20 protein-coding genes are annotated in these 25,258 nt (G+C 69.4%); 12 read left to right on the top strand and 8 right to left on the bottom strand.

Annotated features, from left to right (window positions below; all coding sequences use genetic code 11):
- Positions 1-8: 8 nt before the first annotated feature.
- Positions 9-761, top strand: a complete 753-nt coding sequence (locus JOD27_RS04000) for a CbtA family protein (RefSeq protein ID WP_204760685.1) — start codon at positions 9-11, stop codon at positions 759-761.
- Positions 762-915: 154 nt separating this feature from the next.
- On the opposite strand, the gene JOD27_RS03995 is transcribed toward JOD27_RS04000, so the two are convergent.
- Together JOD27_RS03995 and metH are read right to left on the bottom strand one after the other, a co-directional pair.
- Complete coding sequence (locus JOD27_RS03995; protein WP_204760684.1) at positions 916-1,572, bottom strand: HAD family hydrolase; 657 nt, start codon at positions 1,570-1,572, stop codon at positions 916-918.
- Positions 1,565-5,119 (bottom strand): methionine synthase, encoded by a 3,555-nt coding sequence (gene metH, locus JOD27_RS03990; protein WP_204760683.1) that lies wholly within the window; start codon positions 5,117-5,119, stop codon positions 1,565-1,567. The genes JOD27_RS03995 and metH overlap by 8 nt, the downstream gene beginning before the upstream one ends.
- Before the next feature lie 48 nt (positions 5,120-5,167).
- Between metH and JOD27_RS03985 the strand changes: the two genes are divergently transcribed.
- The 3 genes from JOD27_RS03985 (at position 5,168) to JOD27_RS03975 (ending at position 7,698) form a co-directional block, all read left to right on the top strand.
- Positions 5,168-6,067 carry a PAC2 family protein gene (locus tag JOD27_RS03985; protein ID WP_204760682.1) on the top strand — a complete coding sequence of 300 codons (900 nt, stop codon included), beginning with the start codon at positions 5,168-5,170 and terminating at the stop codon, positions 6,065-6,067.
- Between the two features lie 87 nt (positions 6,068-6,154).
- The gene (locus JOD27_RS03980; protein WP_307829933.1) at positions 6,155-6,493 is read left to right on the top strand and encodes a YciI family protein; all 339 of its coding nucleotides are present in this window, start codon (positions 6,155-6,157) and stop codon (positions 6,491-6,493) included.
- On the top strand, positions 6,487-7,698 hold the full coding sequence (locus JOD27_RS03975) for an RNA polymerase sigma factor (RefSeq protein WP_204760680.1): 1,212 nt from the start codon (positions 6,487-6,489) through the stop codon (positions 7,696-7,698). Before JOD27_RS03980 ends, JOD27_RS03975 begins: the two co-directional genes overlap by 7 nt.
- A gap of 16 nt (positions 7,699-7,714) precedes the next feature.
- Here the strand turns inward: JOD27_RS03975 and JOD27_RS03970 are convergent, their stop codons facing one another.
- Positions 7,715-8,113, bottom strand: coding sequence for a VOC family protein (locus JOD27_RS03970; protein ID WP_204760679.1), 399 nt, complete (start codon positions 8,111-8,113; stop codon positions 7,715-7,717).
- Between the two features lie 95 nt (positions 8,114-8,208).
- Here JOD27_RS03970 and JOD27_RS03965 point away from each other — a divergent pair, with 95 nt between their 5' ends.
- Both JOD27_RS03965 and JOD27_RS03960 read left to right on the top strand, forming a co-directional pair.
- The gene (locus JOD27_RS03965; RefSeq protein WP_204760678.1) at positions 8,209-9,180 is read left to right on the top strand and encodes a helix-turn-helix transcriptional regulator; all 972 of its coding nucleotides are present in this window, start codon (positions 8,209-8,211) and stop codon (positions 9,178-9,180) included.
- Positions 9,181-9,223: 43 nt separating this feature from the next.
- A complete protein-coding gene (locus JOD27_RS03960) occupies positions 9,224-10,384 on the top strand; it encodes an MFS transporter (RefSeq protein ID WP_307829873.1) in 1,161 nt (386 codons plus the stop codon).
- Here JOD27_RS03960 and JOD27_RS03955 read toward each other — a convergent pair.
- Complete coding sequence (locus JOD27_RS03955; protein ID WP_204760677.1) at positions 10,314-11,912, bottom strand: ABC transporter permease; 1,599 nt, start codon at positions 11,910-11,912, stop codon at positions 10,314-10,316. The genes JOD27_RS03960 and JOD27_RS03955 overlap by 71 nt on opposite strands.
- Positions 11,909-12,796 (bottom strand): ABC transporter ATP-binding protein, encoded by an 888-nt coding sequence (locus JOD27_RS03950; protein ID WP_204760676.1) that lies wholly within the window; start codon positions 12,794-12,796, stop codon positions 11,909-11,911. The genes JOD27_RS03955 and JOD27_RS03950 overlap by 4 nt, the downstream gene beginning before the upstream one ends.
- Positions 12,797-12,879: 83 nt before the next feature.
- Here JOD27_RS03950 and JOD27_RS03945 point away from each other — a divergent pair, with 83 nt between their 5' ends.
- Positions 12,880-13,377 (top strand): GbsR/MarR family transcriptional regulator, encoded by a 498-nt coding sequence (locus JOD27_RS03945; RefSeq protein WP_307829872.1) that lies wholly within the window; start codon positions 12,880-12,882, stop codon positions 13,375-13,377.
- A 55-nt stretch (positions 13,378-13,432) separates the two neighbouring features.
- On the opposite strand, the gene JOD27_RS03940 is transcribed toward JOD27_RS03945, so the two are convergent.
- The gene (locus JOD27_RS03940; protein ID WP_204760675.1) at positions 13,433-14,533 is read right to left on the bottom strand and encodes a S1 family peptidase; all 1,101 of its coding nucleotides are present in this window, start codon (positions 14,531-14,533) and stop codon (positions 13,433-13,435) included.
- 496 nt (positions 14,534-15,029) lie between these two features.
- Here JOD27_RS03940 and JOD27_RS03935 point away from each other — a divergent pair, with 496 nt between their 5' ends.
- A complete protein-coding gene (locus tag JOD27_RS03935) occupies positions 15,030-16,736 on the top strand; it encodes a S8 family peptidase (RefSeq protein ID WP_307829871.1) in 1,707 nt (568 codons plus the stop codon).
- Between the two features lie 66 nt (positions 16,737-16,802).
- On the opposite strand, the gene JOD27_RS03930 is transcribed toward JOD27_RS03935, so the two are convergent.
- Positions 16,803-17,378, bottom strand: a complete 576-nt coding sequence (locus JOD27_RS03930) for an LOG family protein (protein ID WP_204760673.1) — start codon at positions 17,376-17,378, stop codon at positions 16,803-16,805.
- Between the two features lie 183 nt (positions 17,379-17,561).
- Here JOD27_RS03930 and JOD27_RS03925 point away from each other — a divergent pair, with 183 nt between their 5' ends.
- A complete protein-coding gene (locus JOD27_RS03925; protein WP_204760672.1) occupies positions 17,562-17,963 on the top strand; it encodes an isopentenyl transferase family protein in 402 nt (133 codons plus the stop codon).
- Between the two features lie 66 nt (positions 17,964-18,029).
- Positions 18,030-18,701 (top strand): isopentenyl transferase family protein, encoded by a 672-nt coding sequence (locus tag JOD27_RS03920; protein WP_204760671.1) that lies wholly within the window; start codon positions 18,030-18,032, stop codon positions 18,699-18,701.
- A 33-nt stretch (positions 18,702-18,734) separates the two neighbouring features.
- On the opposite strand, the gene mshC is transcribed toward JOD27_RS03920, so the two are convergent.
- Complete coding sequence (gene mshC, locus JOD27_RS03915) at positions 18,735-19,973, bottom strand: cysteine--1-D-myo-inosityl 2-amino-2-deoxy-alpha-D-glucopyranoside ligase (protein WP_204760670.1); 1,239 nt, start codon at positions 19,971-19,973, stop codon at positions 18,735-18,737.
- Between the two features lie 134 nt (positions 19,974-20,107).
- Here mshC and JOD27_RS03910 point away from each other — a divergent pair, with 134 nt between their 5' ends.
- Positions 20,108-24,370, top strand: coding sequence for a glycoside hydrolase family 2 TIM barrel-domain containing protein (locus JOD27_RS03910; protein WP_204760669.1), 4,263 nt, complete (start codon positions 20,108-20,110; stop codon positions 24,368-24,370).
- Positions 24,371-24,455: 85 nt separating this feature from the next.
- Complete coding sequence (locus JOD27_RS03905) at positions 24,456-25,253, top strand: slipin family protein (protein ID WP_204760668.1); 798 nt, start codon at positions 24,456-24,458, stop codon at positions 25,251-25,253.
- Positions 25,254-25,258 lie beyond the last annotated feature (5 nt).

Raw genomic sequence — 25,258 nt, 5'->3', positions numbered from 1 at the left:
TCAAGCACATGATCACGACGTACAAGTCCCTTGCGCTGCGCGGGATCGCGGCGGGCGGCATCGCCGGTGCCGTCTCCGCGCTCGTGCAGCTGCTGGTCACCGAGATCCCGATCAGGGCCGCGCTCGCGGTCGAGGAGGCCAGGGAGCCGGCCGCCGGTGAAGGCCACTCGCACGGCGAGGAAGAGCTGGTCAGCCGCGGCGCCCAGGTCGTGGGCGGCATGCTCGGTGTGATCATCGTCGGCATCGCGGTCGGGCTGGTGTTCGCCACGGCCTACGCGCTGTCGAAGCGATGGTTCACCGACCGCACGCCGTTCAGCCGCAGCCTCGCGCTCGGTGCCGCGGTGTTCGGCGCGGTGGCACTGCTGCCGTGGCTGAAGTACCCCGGCAACCCGCCCGCGGTGGGCGACCCGGAGACGGTGAACTACCGGACCGCGCTCTACCTCGGTGTGGTGGCGGCCGGTCTGGTGATCGTGTGGGGTGCGAGCTGGCTCGCCGAGCGGCTGCGGGCGCAGTCGCAGCCGGTGCGGGTCACCGGGGTGCTGCTCGCGGTGGTCGCGGCCGTCGCGGTGGTGCTGCTCGCGTTCCCCGCGCCGCCGGACACGATCCCGGCGGACATGCCGGTGGCCGTGCTGTGGCAGTTCCGCCTCAGCTCGCTCGCCCAGCTGGCCACGCTCTACGTCGGTCTCGGCGTGGTGTTCGGTCTGCTGATCGACCCGGCCACGCGCAGGACCAAGGCCGCCGCGAAGGTGGCAGTCGCCTGATGGTGTGGGGTGGCCGCGAGTACGGCCACCCCGTCCAGGCGGCATCGGTGCGTTCAGCGCTTGCCCCGGGCCGTCCATCGTGCGGGCGAGCGCCGCCGCCCATCACGGAGAGGCGTCCGCGCGGCCGCGGTCTGGACGTCACGGTCCGCCTGGGCTAGAGCGCCTTCAGCACGTCCAGGTCGACACCCACCAGCGAGTCGCGGAAGATCCGCCGCTCCCCCGCCTCGACCTCGACGTCGCACGGCACCACCAGAACGGTGCACCCGGCCGCGACGGCCGCCGCCACACCCGTCGGCGAGTCCTCGATCGCCACGCACCGCGCCGCGTCCACGCCCAGCAACCGAGCCGCCTTCGAATACGGCTCCGGCAGCGGCTTGTTCAGCCCGTCCACCTCGTCGCCGCACACCGTGACGTCGAACAGGTCCCGCCCGATCGTGTCCAGCGCGACCTCGGTCAGACCACGCTCGGTAGATGTCACCAGCGCCATCGGCACACCCGACGATCGCACCGCCCGCAACGCCTCCCGAGCACCCGGACGCCACGGCAGGCCGGCGCGGAAGACCTCCTCGGTGCGGCGGGAGATCCACGCGGCGCCGTCGAGCAGGTCAGCGTCCGTGGGCTCGATGCCGACGTCGGCGAACAGCAGGCGCATGGTCGTGGGCACGTTGGTGCCGACCATGCGTTCGCGGGTCTCCAGCGACAGCACACCGCCGAGCTTCTCGGCGTACTCGTAGAGCGGGATGTCCCAGAGCTTCTCGGAGTCCAGCAGCGTGCCGTCCATGTCCCACAGCACGGCTTGCAGGTCAGACATTGAAGTACTTCGCCTCCGGGTGGTGCGCCACGAAGGCGTCGGTGGACTGTTCTGGGTGCAGCTGGAGCTCCTCGGACAGGGTCACGCCGATGCGTTCCGGGTCGAGCAGGTCGACGATGCGCTTGCGGTCTTCCATCTCGGGGCAGGCGCCGTAGCCGAACGAGTAACGCGCGCCGCGGTAGCCGAGCTTGAAGAACTCCTCGACGTCGGCGGGGTCTTCTGCGGCGACCGTGCCACCCGTCGGCCACACGAGCTCCTCGCGAACCCGCTTGTGCCAGTACTCGGCCAGCGCTTCGGTGAGCTGGACCCCCAGTCCGTGGACTTCCAGGTACTCACGATACGCGTTCTTGCCGAACAGCTCGTTGGCGTAGTCGGCGATCGGCTGACCCATCGTCACCAGGTGGAACGCGACGACGTCGACCTCACCGGACTCCTTCGGCCGCCAGAAGTCCGCGAGACACAGGCGGCGATCCCTTTTCTGGCGCGGAAAAGTGAAGCGGAAGCGCTCGGCCGCATCCGCAGACGGCTCTTCCAGGATGATCAGGTCGTCGCCGTCGGAGACGCACGGGAAGTAGCCGTAGACCACGGCGGCGTGGGCAAGAACACCTTCCGTGGCAAGGCGTTCCATCCAGTAGCGCAGCCGCGGGCGTCCCTCGGTCTCGACCAGCTCCTCGTAGGTCGGGCCGCCGCCGCGCGTGCCCTTGAGGCCCCACTGGCCCATGAACGTCGCACGTTCGTCCAGCAGCGCCGAGTAGTCGGCGACCGGGATGCCCTTCACGACCCGGCTGCCCCAGAACGGCGGCGTCGGGATCGGGTTGTCGGACGCCACGTCCGAGCGGCCGGCGAACGGCTCCTCGGGCTCGGCGGAGGACTTGCGGGCGGCGGCGATGCGCAGCGAACGTTCGCGGCGTGCCTTGCGTTCGGCGGCCTTGGCCTCAGCCTCGGGATCCACGAGCGGCGCCTCACCGCGCTTGGCTGCCATGATCGCGTCCATCAACCGCAGGCCCTCGAAGGCGTCGCGGGCATAGCGAACGTCTCCGTAGTACATCTCCGTCAGGTCGTTCTCGACGTACGCGCGGGTCAGCGCCGCGCCGCCCAGCAGGACCGGCCACCGTGCGGCGACGCCCCGGGAGTTCATCTCCTCGAGGTTCTCCTTCATGATCACGGTCGACTTGACCAGCAGGCCGGACATGCCGATCGCGTCCGCGCGGTGTTCCTCCGCGGCCTCGAGGATCGCGTTGATCGGCTGCTTGATGCCGATGTTCACGACCTCGTAGCCGTTGTTGGACAGGATGATGTCGACGAGGTTCTTGCCGATGTCGTGGACGTCGCCCTTGACGGTGGCGAGCACGATCCGGCCCTTGCCGCCGTCGTCCGAGCGTTCCATGTGCGGTTCGAGGTGGGCGACGGCGGACTTCATGACCTCGGCGGACTGCAGCACGAACGGCAGCTGCATCTGGCCGGAGCCGAAGAGCTCGCCGACGGTCTTCATGCCCGCCAGCAACGTGTCGTTGATGATCTGCAACGCCGGGCGCTGCTCCAGCGCGGCGTCGAGATCGGCTTCCAGGCCGTTGCGCTCGCCGTCGACGATCCGCCGCTCCAGGCGTTCGAACAACGGCAGCGCCGCCAGTTCCTCGGCACGCGACGCGGAGTTCGACTTCGTCGTGACGCCCTCGAACAGCTCCATGAGCTTCTGCAGCGGGTCGTATTCAACCCCTTCTGGCCCCACGCGGCGGCGGTCGTAGACCAGGTCCAGCGCCACCGCGCGCTGCTCGTCGGGGATGCGGGCCATCGGCACGATCTTGGACGCGTGCACGATCGCCGTGTCGAGGCCTGCCTGCACGCACTCGTGCAGGAACACGGAGTTCAGCACCTGCCGCGCGGCCGGGTTGAGTCCGAAGGAGACGTTCGACAGTCCCAGGGTCGTCTGCACATCGGGATAACGGCGCTTGAGCTCGCGGATCGCCTCGATCGTCTCGATGGCGTCGCGGCGGACCTCCTCCTGGCCGGTGGAGATCGGGAACGTCAGGCAGTCGACGATGATGTCGGACCGGCGCATGCCCCAGTTCGTCGTCAGGTCCTCGATCAGCCGGACGGCGACGCGGACCTTCCACTCGGCCGTGCGGGCCTGGCCCTCCTCGTCGATGCACAGCGCCACGACCGCCGCGCCGTGCTCGGAGACGAGCCGCATGATCTTCTGGAAGCGGGAGTCGGGGCCGTCGCCGTCCTCGTAGTTCACCGAGTTGACGGCGCAGCGCCCCCCGAGACACTCGAGGCCCGCCTGCAGCACCGCGGGTTCGGTCGAGTCGAGCATGATCGGCAACGTCGACGCGGTGGCCAGCCGGGAGGCCAGCGCGCGCATGTCCGCCTCGCCGTCGCGGCCCACGTAGTCGATGCAGAGGTCGATCAGGTGGGCGCCCTCGCGCGTCTGGTCGCGCGCGATCTCGATGCAGTCCTCCCACCGCTCGGCCAGCATCGCCTCGCGGAAGGCCTTGGAGCCGTTGGCGTTCGTGCGCTCGCCGATCATCAGGACCGAGGCGTCCTGCTTGAACGGAACGGCTTGGTACAAAGAGGACACACCGGGCTCCGGGCGCGGCCTCCGCTGCGTGGGGCCCAGGTCCTTCACCGCGTCGGCGACCTGCCGCAGGTGCTCGGCGGTCGTGCCGCAGCAGCCGCCGACGAGCCGCGTGCCGAACTCCCGCACGAACCCGGCCAGCGCGTGGGCCAGCTCCTCCGGCGACAGCGGGTAGACCGCGCCGTTCGGGCCGAGCTCGGGCAGGCCGGCGTTCGGCATCACCGACAGCGGGATGCGGGCGTGCTTGGACAGCGTCCGCAGGTGCTCGCTCATCTCGGCGGGACCGGTGGCGCAGTTCAGGCCGATCAGGTCGATGCCGAGGGGCTCCAGCGCGGTCAGCGCGGCGCCGATCTCCGAGCCCAGCAGCATCGTGCCGGTCGTCTCGACGGTCACCTGGGCGATGATCGGGACGACCCGGCCCTCCGCCGCCATCGCGCGCTTGGCGCCGATGATCGACGCCTTGGTCTGCAGCAGGTCCTGCGACGTTTCGACGATGATCGCGTCGACCCCGCCTACCAGCAGCCCCTTGCACTGCTCCTGGTAGGCGTCACGCAGCGTGGCGTACGGGGCGTGCCCGAGCGTCGGCAGCTTCGTGCCGGGGCCGACGCTGCCGAGCACGAACCGGGGCCGGTCACTCGTGCTGAACTCGTCCGCGACCTCGCGGGCGAGCGCCGCACCCCGTTCGGACAGGTGGAAGATCTGGTCCGGGATGTCGTACTCGGCGAGGTTCGCGAGGTTCGCGCCGAAGGTGTTCGTCTCCACCGCGTCCACGCCGACCTCGAGATACCCGCGGTGCACGGCCTTCACGACGTCCGGCCGGGTCACGTTGAGGATCTCGTTGCAGCCCTCCAGACCACTGAAGTCGTCCAGAGAGAGGTCAGCGGCCTGAAGCATCGTGCCCATGGCCCCGTCAGCGACGACAACACGGTTCACCAGCGCTTCCAGGAACGGCGACTCTCCGCGATCACGCATGGGCCAAGCCTACGATGACTTGCTCGAGCGAGGCCGTAGTCTGGCGCCGTGAACGATCCGTCCCAGGAATCCCCGACCCCCTCGAACCCGCGCAAACCGCTCACGAGTCCGATCATGGTCTGCGCCTTCGAAGGGTGGAACGACGCGGGCGATGCCGCGAGCACCGCCATCGAGCACCTGCAACTCACCTGGGACGCCACCCCGCTCGCCGAGATCGACCCGGACGACTACTACGACTTCCAGGTGACGCGACCCACGGTCCGCATGGTGGACGGTGTGACTCGAAGGGTCGACTGGCCGACGACGCGTCTCTCGGTGTGCCGCCCACCCGGTTCGGCCGTGGACGTGATCCTCGTGCACGGCATCGAGCCGAACATGAGGTGGCGCAAGTTCGCCGCCGAACTGCTGGGGCACATCGAGGCCCTCGGGGTGACGACCGTGGTGACGCTGGGCGCCTTGCTCATGGACACGCCGCACACCCGTCCCGTGCCGGTCACGGGCACCGCCTACGACCCGGACGCCGCCGCGAAGTTCGGCCTGGAGCACTCGAAGTACGAGGGCCCGACCGGCATCGTCGGCGTGTTCCAGGACGCGTGCGTGCAGGCGGGCGTCCCGGCGATCTCGTTCTGGGCCGCGGTGCCGCACTACGTGTCGCAGCCGCCCTCCCCCAAGGCCACGCTGGCCCTGCTGCACCGGGTGGAGGAGGTGCTCGACATCGAGGTCCCGCTCGGCGCGCTGCCGGAGCAGGCCGAGGAGTGGGAGCGCACCGTCACCGAGATGGCGGACGAGGACGAGGACGTGCGCAACTACGTGCGTGCGCTGGAGGAACGCGGTGACGCGGCCATCCAGATCACCGAGGCCTCCGGTGACGACATCGCGGCCGAGTTCGAGCGGTACCTGCGGCGGCGCGGGCGCGGGCCCGGCTGGCCGTCGACCGGTCCTCGCTGAAATCCGGTTCGCGGGACCTGTCGATTTCGCCGGCTTCCGTTCGTCTCACTGCGTCCGAGTCCCGTTGAGGAGGATGCGTTGAAGTACGTGATGCTGGTCTACCAAGGCGACGCGCAGGAGCGGCAGGCGGCGCTGTCCGAAGAGGAGCGCAAGCAGGTCTACGCCGACTACCAGGGCATCAACGAGATGCCGGGCGTGACCTCGGTGCCGCCGCTGGGCCTGGCGCAGAACGCGACCACCGTCCGGGTCGAGGGCGGCAGGACGCTGACCACGGACGGCCCGTTCGTCGGGATGAAGGAGGCCGTGGGCAGCGTGTTCGTCCTGGAGGCCGACGACCTCGACGCGGCGATCGAGGTCGCTGCCCGCGTCCCGGCTGCCCGTTACGGCGGCGCCGTCGAGATCCGGCCGTCGGAGGTCTATTGGTAGCGCGGCTCGACCAGGTCTTCCGCGAGGAGTGGGGCCGGGTCCTGGCCGTCCTGGTCGGCTTCCTCGGCGATTTCGACCTCGCCGAGGAAGCCGCGCAGGAGGCGTTCGCGCTGGCCGCCGACCGGTGGCCGCACGACGGCCTGCCGGCCAACCCGCGGGCCTGGTTGATCACGACGGCCAGGAACCGGGCGACTGACCGCATCCGCCGGGAGCGGGTCCGCACGGCCAAGTACGGCCTGCTCGGCAGCGTCGACCGCGCGGAGGAACCGATGGACGCGTCCACGTTCCCGGACGAGCGGCTGGAACTCATCTTCACTTGCTGTCACCCCGCCCTCGCGCTGGAGGCGCAGGTCGCGCTCACCCTGCGCGCGCTGGGCGGGCTCACCACCGACGAGATCGCCCGCGCCTTCCTCGTCCCGGAACGCACCATGGCGCAACGACTGGTGCGGGCCAAACGCAAGATCAAGGCGGCGGCGATCCCGTTCCGTGTGCCACCGCCCCATCTGCTGCACGAGCGGCTCGACGCCGTTCTCGCCGTCGTGTACCTGATCTTCAACGAGGGCTACGGCGGCCGTGACGAGCTGGCTGCGGAGGCGATCTGGCTCGGACGCGCGCTCGCCGAACTGCTGCCGGGCCATCCGGAGGTGCGCGGGCTGCTGGCGCTGATGCTGCTGCACGACTCCCGGCGCGAGGCTCGGTTCGGCGACGGCGAGCTCGTCCTGCTCGCCGACCAGGACCGGTCGCGGTGGGACACCGGGCAGATCGCGGCCGGTCGCGCCGAGCTCGACCAGGCGCTGGCCCTCGGTGGCCGCGGACCGTACGTGCTGCAGGCCGCCATCGCGTCGTTGCACACCGAGGTGCCGTGCGACTGGGCGCAGATCGCGGCCCTGTACGGGCAGCTTGGACGGTTGACCGGCTCGCCGGTCGTGGAGCTCGACCGCGCCATCGCCGTCGCCGAGTCCGAAGGCCCCGAGGCCGGTCTGCGCATCGTCGAAGGGCTCGGGCTCGACGACTTCCGATACCTGCACTCCACCAGGGCCGAGCTCCTGCGCCGGTTGGGGCGGGTGGACGAGGCGCGGGAGGCGTTCCGGCGGGCGATCCAGCTCACCGGTGACGGCGCGGAACGGCGGTTTCTCGAACGGCGGCTGACCGAGCTGGCGGGAACAACGCCGTCCCCCACGCGGGAGCCCAGGGCTCCCGCGTGAGCGGCTGTGCGCGGCCTCAGCGTGCGAACTTCTCGACGGCCGCCGGGGTGACCGGCGTGAAGAAGTTGACGAGGTTGCCGTCGGGGTCGCGGAACAGCAGCGACCGGTTGCCCCAGGGCATCGTCGTGGGCTCGGTGACGAAGTCGGTGACGAAGCTCCTCAGGTTCTGGTGCACGAGGTCCACGTCGTCGACGAGGAACTCGGTGATCACGCTGTGGTTGTCCGCTGGGCGGGCGGAGCCGGGGGCGAACAGCGGGACGGTGCGGGTGCCGCCGATCGCGAGGGTGGCGCCCCCGATCCTGAGTTCGGCGAAGTCCTCGGTGGCCCACGCCGCCCGCGCTCCTGTGGCTCGCTCGTAGAACTCGACGAGGCGTGCCACGTCGCCGGTGATGATGCGGATCGAGACGAAGTCCATCGGTGTATCTCCTCGCGCTGTGCTGAGACGTGCACGGCGCAGGCTAGGAGAAATACTGGACAGAATCGGTCCGGTATTCGCGTTAGGCTGCGGATGTGCCCCGACCCACCGGCCGTGTGCTGACCCTCCTGGAGCTGCTGCAGTCGGGCGGCACCAGGACGGTGGCAGAGCTCGCCGACCGGCTCGGCGTCGAGGGGCGCACCGTGCGCCGGTACGTGGACCAGCTGATCGACCTCGACGTGCCCGTGGAGTCGGTGCGCGGCCGCTACGGCGGGTACCGGCTCGCCCCCACCTACCGCCTGCCTCCGCTCATGCTGAGCGACGACGAGGCGCTGGCCGTGCTGCTCGGCCTGGTCGCCGGCCGCCGGGCGGGTTTGACGACGGAGCTCACGGCGAGCGAGACGGCGTCGGCGAAGATCCGGCGGGTGCTGCCGAAGCACGTCGCCCGGCGGCTGGACACGCTGCTGGACGCTCTCGCCTTCACGGACCAGCCCGGCGAGGTCGACACGCCAGACGCCGCCGTCCTGCTCACGATCGCCGACGCGGTGCGCCATCACCGGCCGGTCTCGATCCGCTACACCGACCGTGCCGGACAGCGCAGCGAACGCACGCTGCACCCGTACGGGATCGTCGCCCATGCGGGCCGGTGGTACGTCACGGGCGAGGACGCCCGGCTCGGCGAGGACCGGACCTTCCGGCTCGACCGCATCGCGGACGCGCGGGCCCTGCCCGGCTCGTTCGACCTGCCGGTGGGTCCTGACCCGGCCGAGCGTGTGGTGACGGGATTCGCCACGGCCGAGTACCGGCACGAGGTGACCTTGCGGATCCATGGGACGGTCGAGCAGATCCGCGCCCGCCTCCCGGTCAGCGTCGCGAGCCTGGATGCGGACGAGCCCGCGGCCGAGCGCTGGCGGCACGTCGAGCTGCGGGCGGAGCGGCTCGACTGGGTGCCCGGTGTGCTCGCCGCACTCGACCGGCCGTTCGTCATCGAGCGGCCCGACGAACTCCGCGACCTCGTCAGCGCGCTCGCCGATCGCCTCACGTCCTGCGCCGCGAGAAAAACTTAGCTCCAGCAACCATCGGCGACTAGGGTGAGCGGCGGAGGTGTCCGTGGGCCGCTTGGCGCGCGCCGGGTTGTACGCCGGAGCAGTGATGGGGCCGTTCGGCGGCGCCGTCACGACGTCGATCCTGCCCGAGATCGGCCACACCTTCGGCCGGTCACCGGGTGCGGCGGCCTCGACGCTGACGTTCTACCTCGTGCCGTTCGCGGTCCTGATGCTCGTGTCCGGCACCCTCGCGCAACGCTGGGGTCCACAACGGACGGTCCGGATCGGCTACGTCGTCTACGCGGTGGCCTCCGCGCTGGCGGCGAGCGCCTGGACGTTCGAGGTGCTGCTGGCCTCACGGGCGTTGCAGGGCGCGGCCAACTCGTTCACCACGCCGGTGCTGCTGGCCGTGATCGCCGCCTCGACGCCGAAGGAGAAGCTCGGCCGTGCGCTGGGCCTGTTCGGATCGATGCAGGCCGCCGGGCAGACGTCCGCGCCGCTCGTAGGCGGGCTCACCGCCGAGGTCGACTGGCGGCTCGCGTTCGTGGTGATCTCGATCGTCGCCGTCGGGCTCGCGGTGCTGGGCGTACCGCAGACCGACACCGAGCCGGAGCGCGACGCGAGCCTGCGCAGTGCCTTCGTGCCGAGCACGCTGCGGCCTGCCCTGGTCGCGTTCGTCGGCTGGGCCTGCCTGGGCGGGCTGTCGTTCCTCGTCGCGTTCCGGCTCGACGACGTCTTCGGCCTCGGCGCGGGTGAGCGCGGGGTCCTGCTCACCGGGTTCGGCATTGTCGGGTTCCTGACCGCGCGGCAGGTCGGCAAGGCCGTCGACCGGTACGGGGCCACGACCACGGTCGTGGTCGGCACGACGCTGGGCGGCGGTCTCATCGTGGCGGTCGGCACGTCGCCGGTCGCGGCGATCGTGGTCATCGCGTGGGCGCTCACCGGGGCGGCTGCTCAGGGTGTGCTGGTGAGCATCAACGCGTTGGTGCTGCAGAGCGAGAACGCCAACAGGGGCGGCAGCGTCAGTGTCGTGCAGTCACTGCGCTTCATGGGCGCTGCCGCGGCCCCGCTGGCGTTCGTCCCCCTCTACCAGTCCCATCCACTGCTGGGATTCCTCGTCCCGGCAGCACTGCTGATCATGGTGCCCGCGATCGTCACGTGGTCAGGTCGCGGCGCCGGAACCCGGCGAACCCCGCAGCCACAAGCACCACCGCCACCCCGCTGAGCCACAGCAGCGGCCCGGCGACGATGTCCGGGTACTTCGGCACGTGCGTGAACGGCGCGATGTCGAGCACCCACTGGTCCAGCTGCAGCGCCGGGCCGAGCAGCGTGATCACCAGCGACGCCGACACCACCGCCCAGCTGACACCCGTGAACTGCGGGAACAGCCCGAACAGCAGCAGGGCCACGCCCGCGACGACCCACGCCGCCGGGAGCTGGACGAGCGCGGCGCCGAGCATCTTCGGCAGGACCGTGCCGACGTCGCCGGTCTGCACGCCGTGCACGAGTCCGAGTCCGAGGCCCGCGAACGCCAGCACGATCGCGCCTCCGACCAGGGCGAACACCGCGTGCGACGCCACCCAGCCCCAGCGCGAGACCGGCGTGGCGAGCAGCGGCTCCGCGCGGAACGAGGTCTCCTCCGACCGCAGCCGCAGCACCGCCTGCACGAGGTAGATCGACGTGATCAGGCCCAGCAGCTGCGTGATGGTCGCGAAGAACGCGTCGATCATCGCGTCGGCGCCGCCGATCTTCGAGACGATCTGGCCGAGCGTCGGGTTGTCCTCGACCATCTGCCCGACCGCCTGCGCGACGCTGCCGTAGATCATGCCGACCACGAACAACGCGAGCGACCAGCCGATCAGCGAGCCCTTCTGCAGCCGCCACGCCAGTCCGAACGGCGTGCCGATCCTGCCGTGAGCAGGCCCGAGCCGGGTCGCGAGCAGGCCGAGACCCACGTCCCTGCGCGTCACGACGTAGGCCGAGACACCCACCAGTAGAACGGTGGCGGCCAGCGAGATGCCCAGCACCCAGAACCTGTTGTCCGCGAACGACCGGACGTGCTCGGTCCAGCCGATCGGCGAGAACCAGGTGAGCCACTGCGGGCCGGACTCCCCCGCCGCGTCTCCCGCGGCGCGGAACAGGTAGGTCACGCCGAGGAACCCGCCCGCGATCGCGTTGGACACGCGCGAGTTCTCCGACAGCTGGGCGGTCAAGGCGCTGACGCCGGTGAACACCAGGCCCACCGAAGCCGTGGACAGGCCGAACGCGAACGAACCGGACGCGTCCAGCCCCTTGCCGATCAGCACGACGGCCTGTAGCACGCCGATCAGCAGGCTCGCGCCTCCCGCGACGATCACCGAGGCCGCCAGCGGCGCGTGCCGGCCGACAACCGTGGCGGCGATCAGCTCCGTGCGGCCGGCCTCTTCTTCGGCGCGCGTGTGCCTGGTGACGACCAGGAGGGCCATGATCGCGACGAACAGCCCAGCGAAGACGCCCCAGCGCCAGACCACCAGGCCGCCCAGCGACGACCAGTCGTGCAGCGGGCCGAGCATCGCGAGGAACGCGGAGTTCGCGTTCGCGGTGACGCCGAGCAGCGCCCTGGACTCCTGGGTGCCGTACACCTGCTCCAGCGCGGTCGTCGTCGACAGCGTGGTGAAGACCAGGAAGAAGATCCAGATGGGCAGCAGGATCCGGTCGCGGCGCAGCGCCAGCCGGACGAGGTGCCCAGTTCCGACGAGAGCGGTGCCGATCATTTCGCGTCCTCGTAGTGCCGCAGGAAGAGCTCTTCGAGCGTGGGCGGCTGCGAGGTCAGCGTGCGCACGCCCGACGTCACGAGCTGCTTGAGTACGAGGTCGAGCTTGTCCGAGTCGACCTCGAACCTGACCCGGTTGCCCTCGGCCACGAGGTCGTGCACGCCGTCCATCGAGGTAAGGCCGTTGGGCGGGCCCGCGAGCTCGGCGGAGATCGACGTGCGGGTCAGGTGCCGCAGCTCGGCGAGCGTGCCGGTCTCGACGCAGTGGCCGTTGCGGATGATGCTGACCCGGTCGCACAGCGCCTCGACCTCGGCGAGGATGTGGCTCGACAGCAGCACGGTGCGGCCGCGCTCGCGTTCGTCGTTGATGCAGTCCTGGAAGACGGCCTCCATCAACGGGTCGAGGCCCGAGGTCGGCTCGTCGAGAATCAGCAGTTCGACGTCGCTCGACAGGGCGGCGACGAGGGCGACCTTCTGCCGGTTGCCCTTGGAGTAGGTGCGGCCCTTCTTGCGCGGGTCCAGTTCGAAGCGCTCCAGGAGCTCCGCACGGCGCTGCTTGTTCAAGCCGCCGCGGAGCCGTCCGAGCAGGTCGATGACCTCGCCACCGGTCAGGTTGGGCCAGAGGTTCACGTCGCCGGGGACGTAGGCGAGGCGGCGGTGGAGGCTCGCGGTGTCCTTCCACGGGTCGCCGCCGAGAAGCCGCGCGGTGCCGGAGTCGGCACGCAGCAGGCCGAGGAGGATCCGGATCGTCGTCGACTTGCCCGCCCCGTTCGGGCCGAGGAAGCCGTGCACCTCACCGGTCTGGACGTCCAGGTCGAGGTCGTCCAGTGCACGCGTCGGGCCGAAGGTCTTCACCAGGCCCGACACGGATATCGCAGATGTCATGGCCGGTAAGCTACACTTCTTTCACAACTTCGTGAAGTACGTAAATTTTGCCCGATCGGCTGACGAAAGGGGATGATGCCGCCGTGACGAGAGCTACGCAGCGTGACCACCAGGCGGTGAGCCAGTTCGTCGAACGCTTCGGCGGAATTCTGGCGGACACCGGCGTGCCACGCATGCCGGCGCGCATCCTCGCGGCGCTGCTGACGACCGACTCAGGGCGGCTCACTGCGGCCGAGATCGCCGACCTGCTGCAGATCTCCCCGGCGGCGGTGTCGGGCGCGGTGCGCTACCTGACCACGGTCCAGATCGTCAGCCGCGAGCGGGAGCCCGGATCACGCAGGGACGTCTACCGGATGCGCGACAACGTCTGGTACGAGGCGACTTTTCGCAAGGACCAGATGCTCGCCATGGTCGACGAGGTGCTGGGCGAGGGCGTCGACGCGCTCGGCGCCGCCACCGAGGCGGGGACGCGGCTGGACGAGACCCGCGAGTTCTTCCGGTTCTGCCACAGCGAGCTCGGCTCGATGCTGGACCGCTGGCGCACGCACCGCGAGAAGTGGCTCGAACAGCGCGAAGCGTGAGAACGATGAAGGGAACCTTCATCCACGTGGACGAAGGTTCCCTTCATCGGGAACGTCAGCCCGTGACGAGCGTCAGGCCGTACGCCGAGAGGATCTCGTTGACCGGCTGGAAGTAGGTCGTGCCGCCGCTGGTGCAGTCGCCGGAGCCACCCGAGGTGACGCCCTGCGCCTGCGTGCCGCTGACCCACGAGCCGCCGGAGTCACCGGGCTCCGCGCACACGTTCGTGCGCGTCAGACCGCTGACCGAGCCCTCCTGGTAGTTGACCGTCTGGCTCTTCGCCTGGACCTCGCCGCAGTGCCAGCCCGTGGTCGAGCCGGAACGGCAGATCGAGGCGCCGACCGCGGCCTCGGTGCTGCCGGAGACGACCACGTCGGCGCCTCCGTAGTGGTTCACCTTGGCCGTCGCCGTCCACGCCGAGTTGGCGCGGACGAACGAGTAGTCGTTGCCTGGGAAGGACGACTTCTCGAACTGCCCCATCGCCGACCTGTCGACACCGTTCACGGTGTCGCCGGGCGAACCGCAGTGGCCGGCGGACACGAACCCGCCCTCCACCGCGAAGCCGACGGAGCACCGACCGGCGTTGTTGATGTAGTAGGCGTCGCCACCGCGGATGTCCTTCAACACCCGCGGCGCCTCGTCGGTCTCGACGACCCTGGCGAGGCTGCCCGCCTTCTCCACCAGCGACGTCGCCGCGCCGGCCTGACCACGCTTGACAGTGATCGTCACAGCGTTGGCCTTGGTGTCCACGTACCAGCCGGTGACCTCGGCCGGCGCCGGCGAGGCGTCGAGCTTGGCCTTGGCGGCGTCGAGGTCCCTGGCCTTGTGGGCGACCGTGCGGGGCTCGGCGCCGAGCCTGCGCAGCCGGTCGGACTTGGCGGCGTCCGTCACGCCGACGACGAGCTTGCCGATGGACGCGTCGAACCACGCGCCACCGAACTCGTCACCCGCGAAGCCCTGGGCGACGTGCTGCAGGACCGCGGCAGCGCTTTCCTGACGCAGCCGGTCCGCCGCCTGCTGGGGGTTCAGTCCCAGGTCGCGCTGCATCGCGGCGAGCAGGTCGGCGGAGGGGCCTTCGGCGGCGACGGCGGCAGGGGAAGCCGTCGTCGCGAGGGCACCCGCCAGCACGGCGACTGCAGCGACAGCCATGCGCTTCATAGGCATTTCTCCTCAGTTCTCTGTTGTGCAGGGCCGGATGTAACGCCGGACCGGGCAACCGCGATGAGGAGATCGGCTGTGCTGCAACACAGCGTGCACGACACCGGCTGAATGGCGTCCCCAGGCGGCGAACTGCCCGATCAGTTCGTTCCTCCGTCTGGGCGACGCTATGTCGGCGTGCCTACCGACCGGTAGAGTCGATCGAGGGGTGGACACCCGACGACTGGCTGGTATAGGGAAATCAAATACGTTCCCCCGGCCTATTCCGTAACTCAGAGGAAACATTCGCTCCAGGGCGAAGTGTCAAATCTGTCAACAGTTCGCGCAGATCGGCGTATCCCTCTGACCTGCGGTTTAGGTCTAGCGTGCAGATCACCCTGTTCCCTGCACGAGGGAGAACCCTGCAATGCGAAGAGTCTTGGGTACGGGACTCACCGCCGCCGCTGCCCTATGTCTGGCCGCCGCTGTGGTGCCCGCCGCTTCAGCACAAGAGAACGTGGGAACCATTCTCGGCGCCAACCGCGCCGAGTCCGTCAAGGACAGCTACATCGTCTCGCTCAAGGCCGGAACGGCGTCGAGGGCCGCCGCCCCGGAGCTGGCGAGCAAGTTCGGCGGTCAGCTGGGCGCCGTGTGGCAGCACGCGCTCAACGGCTTCTCGGTGAAGATGACCGAGAAGCAGGCGGCCAAACTGGCTGCGGACCCGCGGGTCGCATCCGTGTCGCAGGACGCCCAGGTGCACGCGATGGACGTCCAGCAGAACCCCCCGTCCTGGGGCCTGGACCGCGTTGACCAGCGGGATCTTCCGCTGAGCAACAGCTACCAGTACGACACCACGGCGTCGAACGTCACGGCGTACATCATCGACACCGGTGTGCGCACCACGCACCAGACCTTCGGCGGCCGCGCCTCCTGGGGCACCAACACCACCGGAGACGGCAACAACACCGACTGCAACGGCCACGGCACGCACGTCGCCGGCACCATCGCGGGCGCGGAGTACGGCCTGGCCAAGGGCGCGAAGGTCGTCGCCGTCAAGGTGCTGAACTGCCAGGGTTCCGGCACCTACGCCGGAGTCATCAGCGGTATCGACTGGGTGACGGCGAACGCGGTCAAGCCCGCGGTCGCGAACATGTCGCTCGGCGGCGGCGCGGACGACAACGTGGACGCGGCCGTGCGCCGTTCCATCGCGTCCGGCGTCACCTACGCCATCGCGTCCGGCAACTCGAACACCGACGCGTGCAGCACCTCGCCCGCACGCGTGGCCGAGGCGATCACGGTCAACGCGTCGACCAACACCGACGCGCGCGCCTCGTTCTCGAACTACGGCTCCTGCACGGACATCTACGCGCCGGGTCAGAACATCGTGTCGTCGTGGAACACCAACGACACCGCGACGAACAACATCTCCGGCACCTCGATGGCCACCCCGCACGTCGCGGGCGCCTCGGCGCTGTGGCTCGCCACGCACCCGAGCGACAGCCCGGCCGCGGTCTGGGCGGGCCTGAGCGCGGCCTCGACCCCCGACAAGATCAGCAACGTCGGCGCGAACACGCCGAACAAGCTGCTCTACACGCTGTGGGGCGGCGGCCAGCCCGGCACGCCGTCGGTGACGAACCCCGGCAACCAGACCTCCACGGTCGGCTCGCCGGTGTCGCTGCAGCTGTCGGCGTCCGGCGGCACCCCGCCGTACACCTGGTCCGTCTCCGGTCTCCCGGCCGGCCTGTCCGCGTCCTCCTCGGGCGCGATCTCCGGCACGCCGACCACGGCGGGCACCTCCACGGTGACCGCCACGGTGACCGACTCCGCGGGCAAGACCGGTTCCGCGACCTTCACGTGGACCGTCAACGCCGTTGGTGGCGGCTGTGACGCCAAGACCAACTCCACCCCGGTCGCCATCCCCGACCTGTCCACGGTCACCAGCACCATCGTGATCTCGGGCTGCGCGGGCAACGCGTCCGCGACCTCGACCGTCAAGGTCTCGATCACGCACACCTACAAGGGCGACCTCGTGGTGGACCTGATCGCGCCCGACGGTTCGGTCTACAACCTGCACAACCGCTCCGGCGGCTCGGCCGACAACATCAACGAGACCTACACCAAGGACCTCTCGAGTGAGGTCGCCAACGGCACCTGGACGCTGCGGGTTCGTGACGCGGCGGCCCTGGACAGCGGCACGTTGAACAGCTGGACGCTCGACGTCTGAGCTGATCGGCAGTGACGAGACCGCCCCCGGTGCTTCCGCCTCGGGGGCGGTTTCCTTTGCGGCCCGTCAGCCGAGCGGCGCATCCTCCACCCACCGGTACGCCGGCGGCCGGTACTCCGCGAACCGGTCCAGCAGACGCTCCACGTCGTCGTCCACGAGCACCATGTCGCGATACGGCTCCTTGAGAAGCCCCTCGGCCACCATGTGGTCGACCATCGCGAGCAGCGGGTCGTAGAACCCGTCGACGTTGAGCAGGCCGATCGGCTTGGCGTGCAGCTCGAGCTGGGCCCACGTCCAGATCTCGAAGAACTCGTCCATCGTGCCCGCGCCGCCCGGCAGCACGACGAACCCGTCCGCCAGGTCGGCCATCAGCGCCTTGCGCTCGTGCATGGTGTCAACGACGTGCAGTTCGGTCAGGCCGTCGTGCGCGATCTCCCACGCGACCATGCTCTCCGGGATCACCCCGACGACCGATCCCCCGGCGTCCAGAGCGCCGTCGGCGACCGCGCCCATCGCGCCGACGCGTCCGCCGCCGTAGACGACCTCGATCCCGCGCCGGGCGAGCGTCCGGCCGACCTCGCCGGCCACCTCCAGGTACCGCACACGTCCGGCCGACGATCCGCAGAAGACGCCGATTCTCATGAGGTCAACCATATAGCCCGCGAATACGCAACGCGGCCCAAAATGGGACATTCGACACCAAAATTGTCACCGCAAACCACCAAATTTATTCCGAAGATCGCGGAGGTCGCCGCGATTTCACGCGGACGGGACCAACAGTCTGATCAAGGAACACGTCCGCCCGCGGGAGCCATCATGAATTGCGTGCACCTCGTCGTCGGTCACACCGGAGCGGGCAAATCGGGCGTCGCCCAGGAAATCGCCGCGGAGCACAACGCGCCGGTCGTCGTCGCCGCCCGAATTCAGTGCTATATCGATTTGCCCGTCACCAGCGCACGGCTCGACGGCGATCGCCACCACCTCACCGAGCGGACGGTGCCCGACGGCGACTATCCGACCCACGCCGCCCGCGATCCGCTCGTAGCGCAGCTCCTGCCACGCCGCCGCCGACTCGCCGCATGCGCGCCAGATCGCGTCTCGCCTTCTCCATCACCGACTCATTGTGACCTATGCCTCGTTCGCCATACCGAGCGTTCCGTAAAGCAGAGCATGCGAATTGGTAAAAACATTCACGGTGCGGTAACTACCGGGCTGAACGTAATCTGAAGAACTGTGGCGCGCCGACGACTCCGGGTGAAAGTGGAAGGAGGTCCACCGGCAAAGGAGCGAGCAATGAATTGCGTGCATGTCGTCACCGGCCCCACCGGCGCGGGCAAATCGGACGTCGCAGCGAGAATCGCCGAAGAACACGGCGCGCCGATCGTGGTGGCCGACCGGATCCAGTGCTATCTCGACCTGCCGGTCACCAGCGCCAGGCTGGACGGCTGCCCCCACCGCCACCACCTGGCCGCCAGGACGGTGCCGGACGGCGACTACCCGGTGCACGAGGCCGCGTACGCGCTCCTGCGCAAAGTCGAGGCGTTGAGCCGCACCCACGAGCACGTGGTGGTGGAGGGCGGCTCCATCTCCTTGCTGCGCAGGTTCGCCGACTGCCGCGGACGGTTCCCGTTCCGGCTCACGGCGACGGTGCTGCCTCTCGGCGACGAGCACGCGCACCTCGACCGGCTGCGCGTGCGGGCCGCGCGGATGATCGCCGACGGCATGCTCGACGAGATCGCGAAGGCCTGGCAGCACCACGAGCAGCGCGCGTTCGTCGCGTCGGTCAACGGACCGGAAGCCGTGCTGCGGTGGTGCACCGAGCACCGGGTCGAGCCGGAGGAGCTGCCCGGTGTCGACGACGCGGGGATCGCCGAGCTCACCGAGCTCGTCGCGCTGGTGCACCTCGAGCACAGCCTCGAACAGCACGACGTGTTCTCCCGGCTGTTCGGCTGGAACCACGAGTGACCCGGCCCCGGTGAGCGGGGCCGGGTCTCGGAACTAGAGCTCGACGCCCAGCAGCGCGTCCACCGCGGTCCGGATCTGCGCCGGGCCGTGCGTGTCCGAGCCGCCGTGCGCCAGCGCCTCGTCCGCCCACGCGTCGATGGCCGCGAGCGCCTTCGGGGTGTCGAGGTCGTTGCCGAGGTGGTCCCGCAGCCGGGAGACTGTGTCCACAGCGGACGGCCCGGACGGCAGCGTCGCCGCCCGGCGCCACTTCGCGAGGCGCTCCAGGGCCTCGTCGAGCAGCGACTGGGTCCACGGGCGGTCCGCGCGGTAGTGGCCTGCCAGCAGGGCCAGCCTGATCGCGTTCGGGTCGACCTTCTGGGCGCGCAACTTCGAGACGAAGACCAGGTTGCCGCGCGACTTCGACATCTTCTCGCCGTCGAGGCCGATCATGCCCGCGTGCACGTAGTGGCGGGCGAACGGGTGCTGGCCGGTCTGGGCCTCGGCGTGCGCCGCCGAGTACTCGTGGTGCGGGAAGATCAGGTCGGAGCCGCCGCCTTGCACGTCGAAGCCGATGCCGAGGCGGTTGTGGGCGATGGCGCTGCACTCGACGTGCCAGCCGGGGCGGCCCTCGCCCAGCTCGGACGGCCACGACGGCTCGCCGGGGCGCTTCATGCGCCACAGCAGGGCGTCGAGCGGGTGGCGCTTGCCGGGGCGGTCCGGGTCGCCGCCGCGTTCGGCGAACAGCTCCGCCATCTGCTCGGCGGAGTAGTTCGACTCGTAGCCGAAGCGGCCGGTGGCGTCGTGCGAGAAGTAGATGTCCGGGTACTCGGGGTCGTCCGCGCGGTAGGCGTGACCGTCGGCCACCAGCTTGGCGACCACCTCGACGATCTCGGGGATGGCCTCGACGATCCCGACGTAGTCCTGGGGCGGCAGGACGCGCAGGGCCTCCATGTCCTCGCGGAACAGGGCCGTCTCGCGCATCGCCAGCACGACCCAGTCGTCCTGGTCGCGTTCGGCGCGCTCCAGCAACGGGTCGTCGACATCGGTGACGTTCTGGACGTAGTGCACATTGTGACCGTTGTCGAGCCACACCCGGTGGACGAGGTCGAAGGCGAGGTAGGTGGCGGCGTGGCCGAGGTGCGTCGCGTCGTACGGCGTGATGCCGCACACGTACAACCTGGCGGTGTCTCCCGGCGCCGTGGGGCGCACTTCGCCCGTAGCCGTGTCGAACAGCCGCAGCGGGCGGGGGTCCCCCGGAACCCGCGGCACAGGAATCGATGACCAGGTCTGCATACAGCCGACACTAACGCGTGCCACCGACCGGAGTGCACTTTCCGGCTGTTGGGACGACCACCCTCGAACGGACAGGACAGAAAGATCGGACATTCGTTGACGACGTTGTCAGAGCGCCCCTAGCTTCCGAAGGCATGCTTCGTGTCGTCGTGGCCACGGTGGTAGCGCTCTCACTCGCCCATGCTCCTGCGCGGGCCGAGCCGTTGGACGTGGTGGCGTACCTGGAGAACCCGCGGATGACGGGAGAGAACCAGGAGCCTCCGCATCCCGATCTGAAGCCCGAACAGCGCCTGAGCCTGAACGGCGAGTGGCGCCTGCGGATGTTCGACCGGCCGCAGGACGTCACGCCCGAGATCACGGGCTGGCGAACGGTCCAGGTGCCGCACACGTGGCAGACCGACTTCCTCGACCATCCGATGTTCCGCAACATCCCCACCGACATGTATCCGGACGACCCGCCGTCGATCCCGCGCGACGTCAACCCCACCGGCGTCTACGAGAAGACGTTTGACCTGCCGGCGAGCTGGGACCGTACGCTGCTCAGGTTCGAGGGCGTGACGAGCGGCTACTTCGTGTGGGTCAACGGCACGTACGTCGGCTACGACCAGGGCGGCTACACGCCCGCCGAGTTCGACGTCACGAGCAAGCTCAAGGCGGGGCACAACACCGTGCGGGTCCAGGTCCACCGCTGGGGCTCCGGCTCCCACCTCGAGGACTACGACCAGTGGCGGTTCTCCGGCATCTTCCGCGAGGTCTGGCTCTACTCGACGCCCAGGACGTACATCAGCGACGTCACCATCAGGACCGACCTGGACGCCCAGTATCGCGACGCCACGATCAGCACCGACGTCAAGATCGGCGGCCCGCAGGAGGGTCACACCGTCCGGACGAGGCTCTTCGACCCGCAGGGCCGCGAAGTCGCCATCAGAGACGGCAAGGTGAGCAACCCGCTGAAGTGGACCGACGAGACCCCGAACGTCTACGAGCTGCGCGTCGAACTGGTGAAGGACGGCAAGGTCGTCCAGACCGCCAGGCAACCCGTCGGGTTCCGCGAGATCGAGATCGTCGACCGGCAGCTCAAGATCAACGGCAAGCGTGTTCTCTTCCGCGGCACCAACCGGGCCGAGACCAGCGTTCACGGCAGCCGCCACGTCACCCGCGCCGACCAGGAACAAGACGTCGAGCTGATGAAGCGGTTCAACATCAACGCGGTCCGCACGTCGCACTACCCGAGCGACCCGTACTTCTACGAGCTCGCGGACCGCAACGGCCTGATGATCGCCGACGAGGTCGACATCGAGACCCACCACCACGACGGCTGCCCCACCAACTGCCTCGCCGAGCGCCCGGAGTGGCAGGACGCTTTCCAGAACAGGTTCGTCGCAATGATGCAGCGCGACAAGAACCACCCCAGCGTGATCATGTGGGACACCGGCAACGAGGCAGGCCTCGGCAAGGCCCACCACACGATGGCCGAGTACGCCAAGAAGAACGACTCCCGCCCGCTGTACCACCAACCGAACTCGCCGGACGGTGACGCGCCGTTCGCGGACGTCTGGGGTCCGCGCTACCCGTCGCCCGCCGGCCTGGAGGCCAAGGCGAAGACCACGACGAAGCCGATCATCATGGGCGAGTACGCACACGCGATGGGCAACAGTCTCGGCAACTTCAAGGAGTTCTGGGACGTCGTGCGTGCCTACCCGCAGGTGCAGGGCGGCTCCATCTGGGACTGGGCCGAGCAGAACATCGCCCTCCCGCTCTACACCACACCGGACGAGGCCAACGGCATCCTGACGTGGCTGTCCGGCAAACCGTCGCAGGTGGACGGTCCGCACGGCAAAGCGTTGCAGCTCAGCGGACTCGACGACTTCGTGGAGGTATACCGCGACCGCAAGCTCGACGAGGTGAGCACCGGCCTGACACTCGACGCCCAGGTGAAACCCGCCGAGTGGACCGGTGACTTCACGGTCATCTCCAAGGGCGACCACCAGTACGCGCTGAAGATGGCCAACCGGACCACGCTGCAGTTCTTCGTCCACAGCGGCACCTGGCGCACGGTCGAGGCCCAGGTCCCCGCCGACTTCTACGGCAACTGGCACCGCCTCACCGGCACGTTCGACGGCACGAAACTGCGGTTGCTGATCGACGGCAAGGAGGTCGCGACCACGGCCTACACCGGCACGATCGACTGGTCGCACTGGCCCGTCAACATCGGCCGCAACGCCGAGACCATGCAGGAGAACGTCCAGACCCGCATGGCGCACGGCACGATCGACCAGGTCCGCGTCTACCACCGCGCGCTGACCGATACCGAGCTCGCCCAGGACCCGAAGAAGTCCGCCGTTCTGGCGCTCGACTTCGAGAAGCTGGAGGACAAGGGCCGCAAGGAGTCCTACGGCTCGGGCACCGGTGGCGTCGACGGCGTGGTGTGGGCGGACCGCAGGCCGCAGCCGGAGACCACCGAGCTGATGGCGGTCCACTCGCCCATCCGGTTCTCCTTCCAGGACAACAAACTGACGACCGTGAGCGAACGCCAGTTCAGCGGTACCGACGACCTCGAACTGCGCTGGCAGGTCCAGGACAACGGCCGCACGATCGCCCAGCACCGCGGCGCACTCCAGCCGGGCACGATCACGTTGCCCGACTTCACGGCGAGCACGGAGCGCTGGCTGACCGTGCGCGCGACCGACCGGCGGGGCAACGACGTCGGCATCGCCCAGTTCCCGGTGGGCGGCACGCAGATCGCCGGGCTGCACACGCCCGGCCAGAACGGCAGGCTCACGACCACCCAGGACGACAACGAGGTCGTGGTGTCCGGCAAGGACTTCCGGTACGTCGTAGGCAAGAGGTCAGGCACGCTCACGTCGATGCGGGTGCGCGGCACCGAACTGCTGAAGACCGGTCCGGAGCTGGACGCCTGGCGTGCGCCGCTGTCCAACGAGTTCATGAGCGAGGATGGCTCCTGGTACCGCAACGGCCTCGACCGGCTCCAGACCACGCCGTCGAGCGTCACCGTCGCGCAAAGCGGCCAGGACACGGTCATCACGGCGAAATCCACCGCGCAAGCCGTGCAGAACGCGTCGTTCGGCCAGACCTTCACCTACCGGATCACCGGCGACGGCGAGATCCACGTCGGTCACCGGGTCGCGGCGAAGGACAGGATGCGCGACCTCGCGTACCTGCCCGGCATCGGATTCACGCTCAAGGTCCCCGACCGCTTCGGCAGGTTCACCTGGTACGGCCGAGGACCCGGCGAGAGCTACGACGACCGCAAGTCCGGCAACCCGATCGGCGTGTACCAGTCGACTGTGGACAGAGAGTTCAACGACTACTACAAGCCGCAGGACTTCGGCAACCACGCGGACACGCGCTGGGCGACGCTGTCCGACGGCCGCGCGGGCCTGCTCGTCGCGGGCGACCTGGATGTCCGGGTGTCGCGCTACGACGATCTGGACCGGGCGCCGTACCCGTTCGCGCTCAAGAAGAACGACGGCTGGACCACCCTGCACGCGGCTCATCGCGTCACGGGCGTCAGCGAGACGTTCCACGAGCCGTTGCCGCAGTATCAGGTGGAGGCCGGCAACGAGTACGCCTACTCCGTGCTGCTGCGTCCACTCACGCCGCAGGAAGCGGCCACGGGCAAGCTCGGCAACCGGGTGGACTGCGCGCCCGCCGTCGAGTTGAAGGCCGCCGACACCGCCCTGGAACCCGGCGAACAGGTGGACGCCGAGCTGGTCGTGACCCAGCCGTGCCCCGCAACCACGACGGCCGCGCTGTCCGCGCCCGAGAGCTGGTCGGTCTCCCCCGCCACCGTCGACCTCACCGGCGGCTCCGCCAAGGTGACGATCCGGCGGGATGGCGGAGAGACCGGCAGCAGGCCGGTGTTCGTCGAGGTCACCGCGGGCAAGGCGACCACGACGCTGACGAAGGACTTCACCGCCACCCCGCGTCCGCCGCGGGGCGAGGCTCCCGTGTCGGGGCTGGAGTTCCTCGGCGAGCGCAACGGCTGGGGCCCGCTCGAACGCGACCGCAGCAACGGCGAGAACGCCGGCGGCGACGGCAACCCCATCAGCATCCGAGGGGCGAGGTCCGACAGGGGCGTCGGCGCGCACGCGGAGTCGGAGTTCGGGATCTACGCCGGCGGCAGGTGCACCACGCTGACCGCCACGCTCGGTGTCGACGACGAGACGAACGGCAGCGGCAGCGTCCAGTTCGAGGTCCTGAAGGACGGTCGACGGGCCTACCTGAGCCCCATCCTGACCGGGCAGAGCGCGGCGCTCCCGATCACCGTGGACACGAGTGGGGCAACAGTGCTGACCTTCCGGGTCACGGACGGAGGTGACGGCAACGCCCACGACCACGCGGACTGGGCCAACGCAACGCTGACCTGTGCGTAAACGCGTACCGTTGAGAGTACGCGGGGAGCTTTCGTACTCTCCTGGAGTACGTGGGGCCCCCGCGTGCCGAAAGGCGGGTGGCGAGATGGTGCTGGAGATTCTGGGCGGGCTGGCCGCGTTCGGCGCTCTCGGGCTTGCGATGAGCGCCAGAGTCATCAAGCAGTTCGAACAGGGACTCGTGTTCCGGTTCGGCAAGCTCCAGCAGGCCGTGCGCGGACCAGGGCTGACGATGATCGTTCCTGGCGTGGACGCTCTGCGGAAGGTCAGCATGCAGATCGTCACCCTGCCCGTGCCGGCGCAGGACGGCATCACGCGCGACAACGTCACCGTGCGCGTGGACGCCGTCGTCTACTTCAGGGTGTCCGACCCGGCGAAGGCGATCATCAACGTCGAGGACTACCGGTTCGCGATGCTGCAGGTCGCGCAGACGTCGCTGCGGTCGATCATCGGCAAGAGCGAGCTGGACGACCTGCTGTCCAATCGCGAACGGCTCAACCAGGGGCTCGAGCTGATGATCGACACGCCCGCGCTGGAGTGGGGCATCGACATCGACAGGGTCGAGATCAAGGACGTGGCGCTGCCGGAGAGCATGAAGCGCTCGATGTCCCGGCAGGCGGAGGCCGAACGCGAACGCCGCGCCCGCATCATCACCGCGGACGGCGAGCTGCAGGCGTCCAAGAAGCTCTCCGAGGCCGCCGGGACGATGGAGGAGACGCCCGCGGCGCTGCAGCTGCGGCTCCTGCAGACGATCGTCGAGGTGGCGGCGGAGAAGAACTCGACGCTGGTGCTGCCCTTCCCGGTGGAGCTGCTGAGGTTTCTCGAGAAGAACAGCAGCGCCGAACTGCCGTCACGTCCCGCTACCGAACGTGACTCGTCCGACTGAGTTAA

It is taken from the genome of Lentzea nigeriaca, assembly GCF_016907955.1.
In the GTDB taxonomy this organism is placed as follows: Bacteria; Actinomycetota; Actinomycetes; order Mycobacteriales; family Pseudonocardiaceae; genus Lentzea; species Lentzea nigeriaca.
The sequence above is the reverse complement of the archived record's forward strand: the minus strand, read 5'-3'. Positions and strand labels throughout refer to the sequence as shown.

Excerpts from the sequence above, each read along its gene's own strand:
- mshC (WP_204760670.1), bottom strand. The coding sequence starts at position 19,973 with ATGCAGACCTGGTCATCGATTCCTGTGCCGCGGGTTCCGGGGGACCCC.
- JOD27_RS03970 (WP_204760679.1), bottom strand. The coding sequence starts at position 8,113 with ATGGACTTCGTCTCGATCCGCATCATCACCGGCGACGTGGCACGCCTC.
- JOD27_RS03910 (WP_204760669.1), top strand. The coding sequence starts at position 20,108 with ATGCTTCGTGTCGTCGTGGCCACGGTGGTAGCGCTCTCACTCGCCCAT.
- JOD27_RS03905 (WP_204760668.1), top strand. The coding sequence starts at position 24,456 with ATGGTGCTGGAGATTCTGGGCGGGCTGGCCGCGTTCGGCGCTCTCGGG.
- JOD27_RS04000 (WP_204760685.1), top strand. The coding sequence starts at position 9 with ATGATCACGACGTACAAGTCCCTTGCGCTGCGCGGGATCGCGGCGGGC.
- JOD27_RS03950 (WP_204760676.1), bottom strand. The coding sequence starts at position 12,796 with ATGACATCTGCGATATCCGTGTCGGGCCTGGTGAAGACCTTCGGCCCG.
- JOD27_RS03955 (WP_204760677.1), bottom strand. The coding sequence starts at position 11,912 with ATGATCGGCACCGCTCTCGTCGGAACTGGGCACCTCGTCCGGCTGGCG.
- JOD27_RS03995 (WP_204760684.1), bottom strand. The coding sequence starts at position 1,572 with ATGTCTGACCTGCAAGCCGTGCTGTGGGACATGGACGGCACGCTGCTG.
- JOD27_RS03940 (WP_204760675.1), bottom strand. The coding sequence starts at position 14,533 with ATGAAGCGCATGGCTGTCGCTGCAGTCGCCGTGCTGGCGGGTGCCCTC.
- JOD27_RS03920 (WP_204760671.1), top strand. The coding sequence starts at position 18,030 with ATGAATTGCGTGCATGTCGTCACCGGCCCCACCGGCGCGGGCAAATCG.
- metH (WP_204760683.1), bottom strand. The coding sequence starts at position 5,119 with ATGCGTGATCGCGGAGAGTCGCCGTTCCTGGAAGCGCTGGTGAACCGT.
- JOD27_RS03930 (WP_204760673.1), bottom strand. The coding sequence starts at position 17,378 with ATGAGAATCGGCGTCTTCTGCGGATCGTCGGCCGGACGTGTGCGGTAC.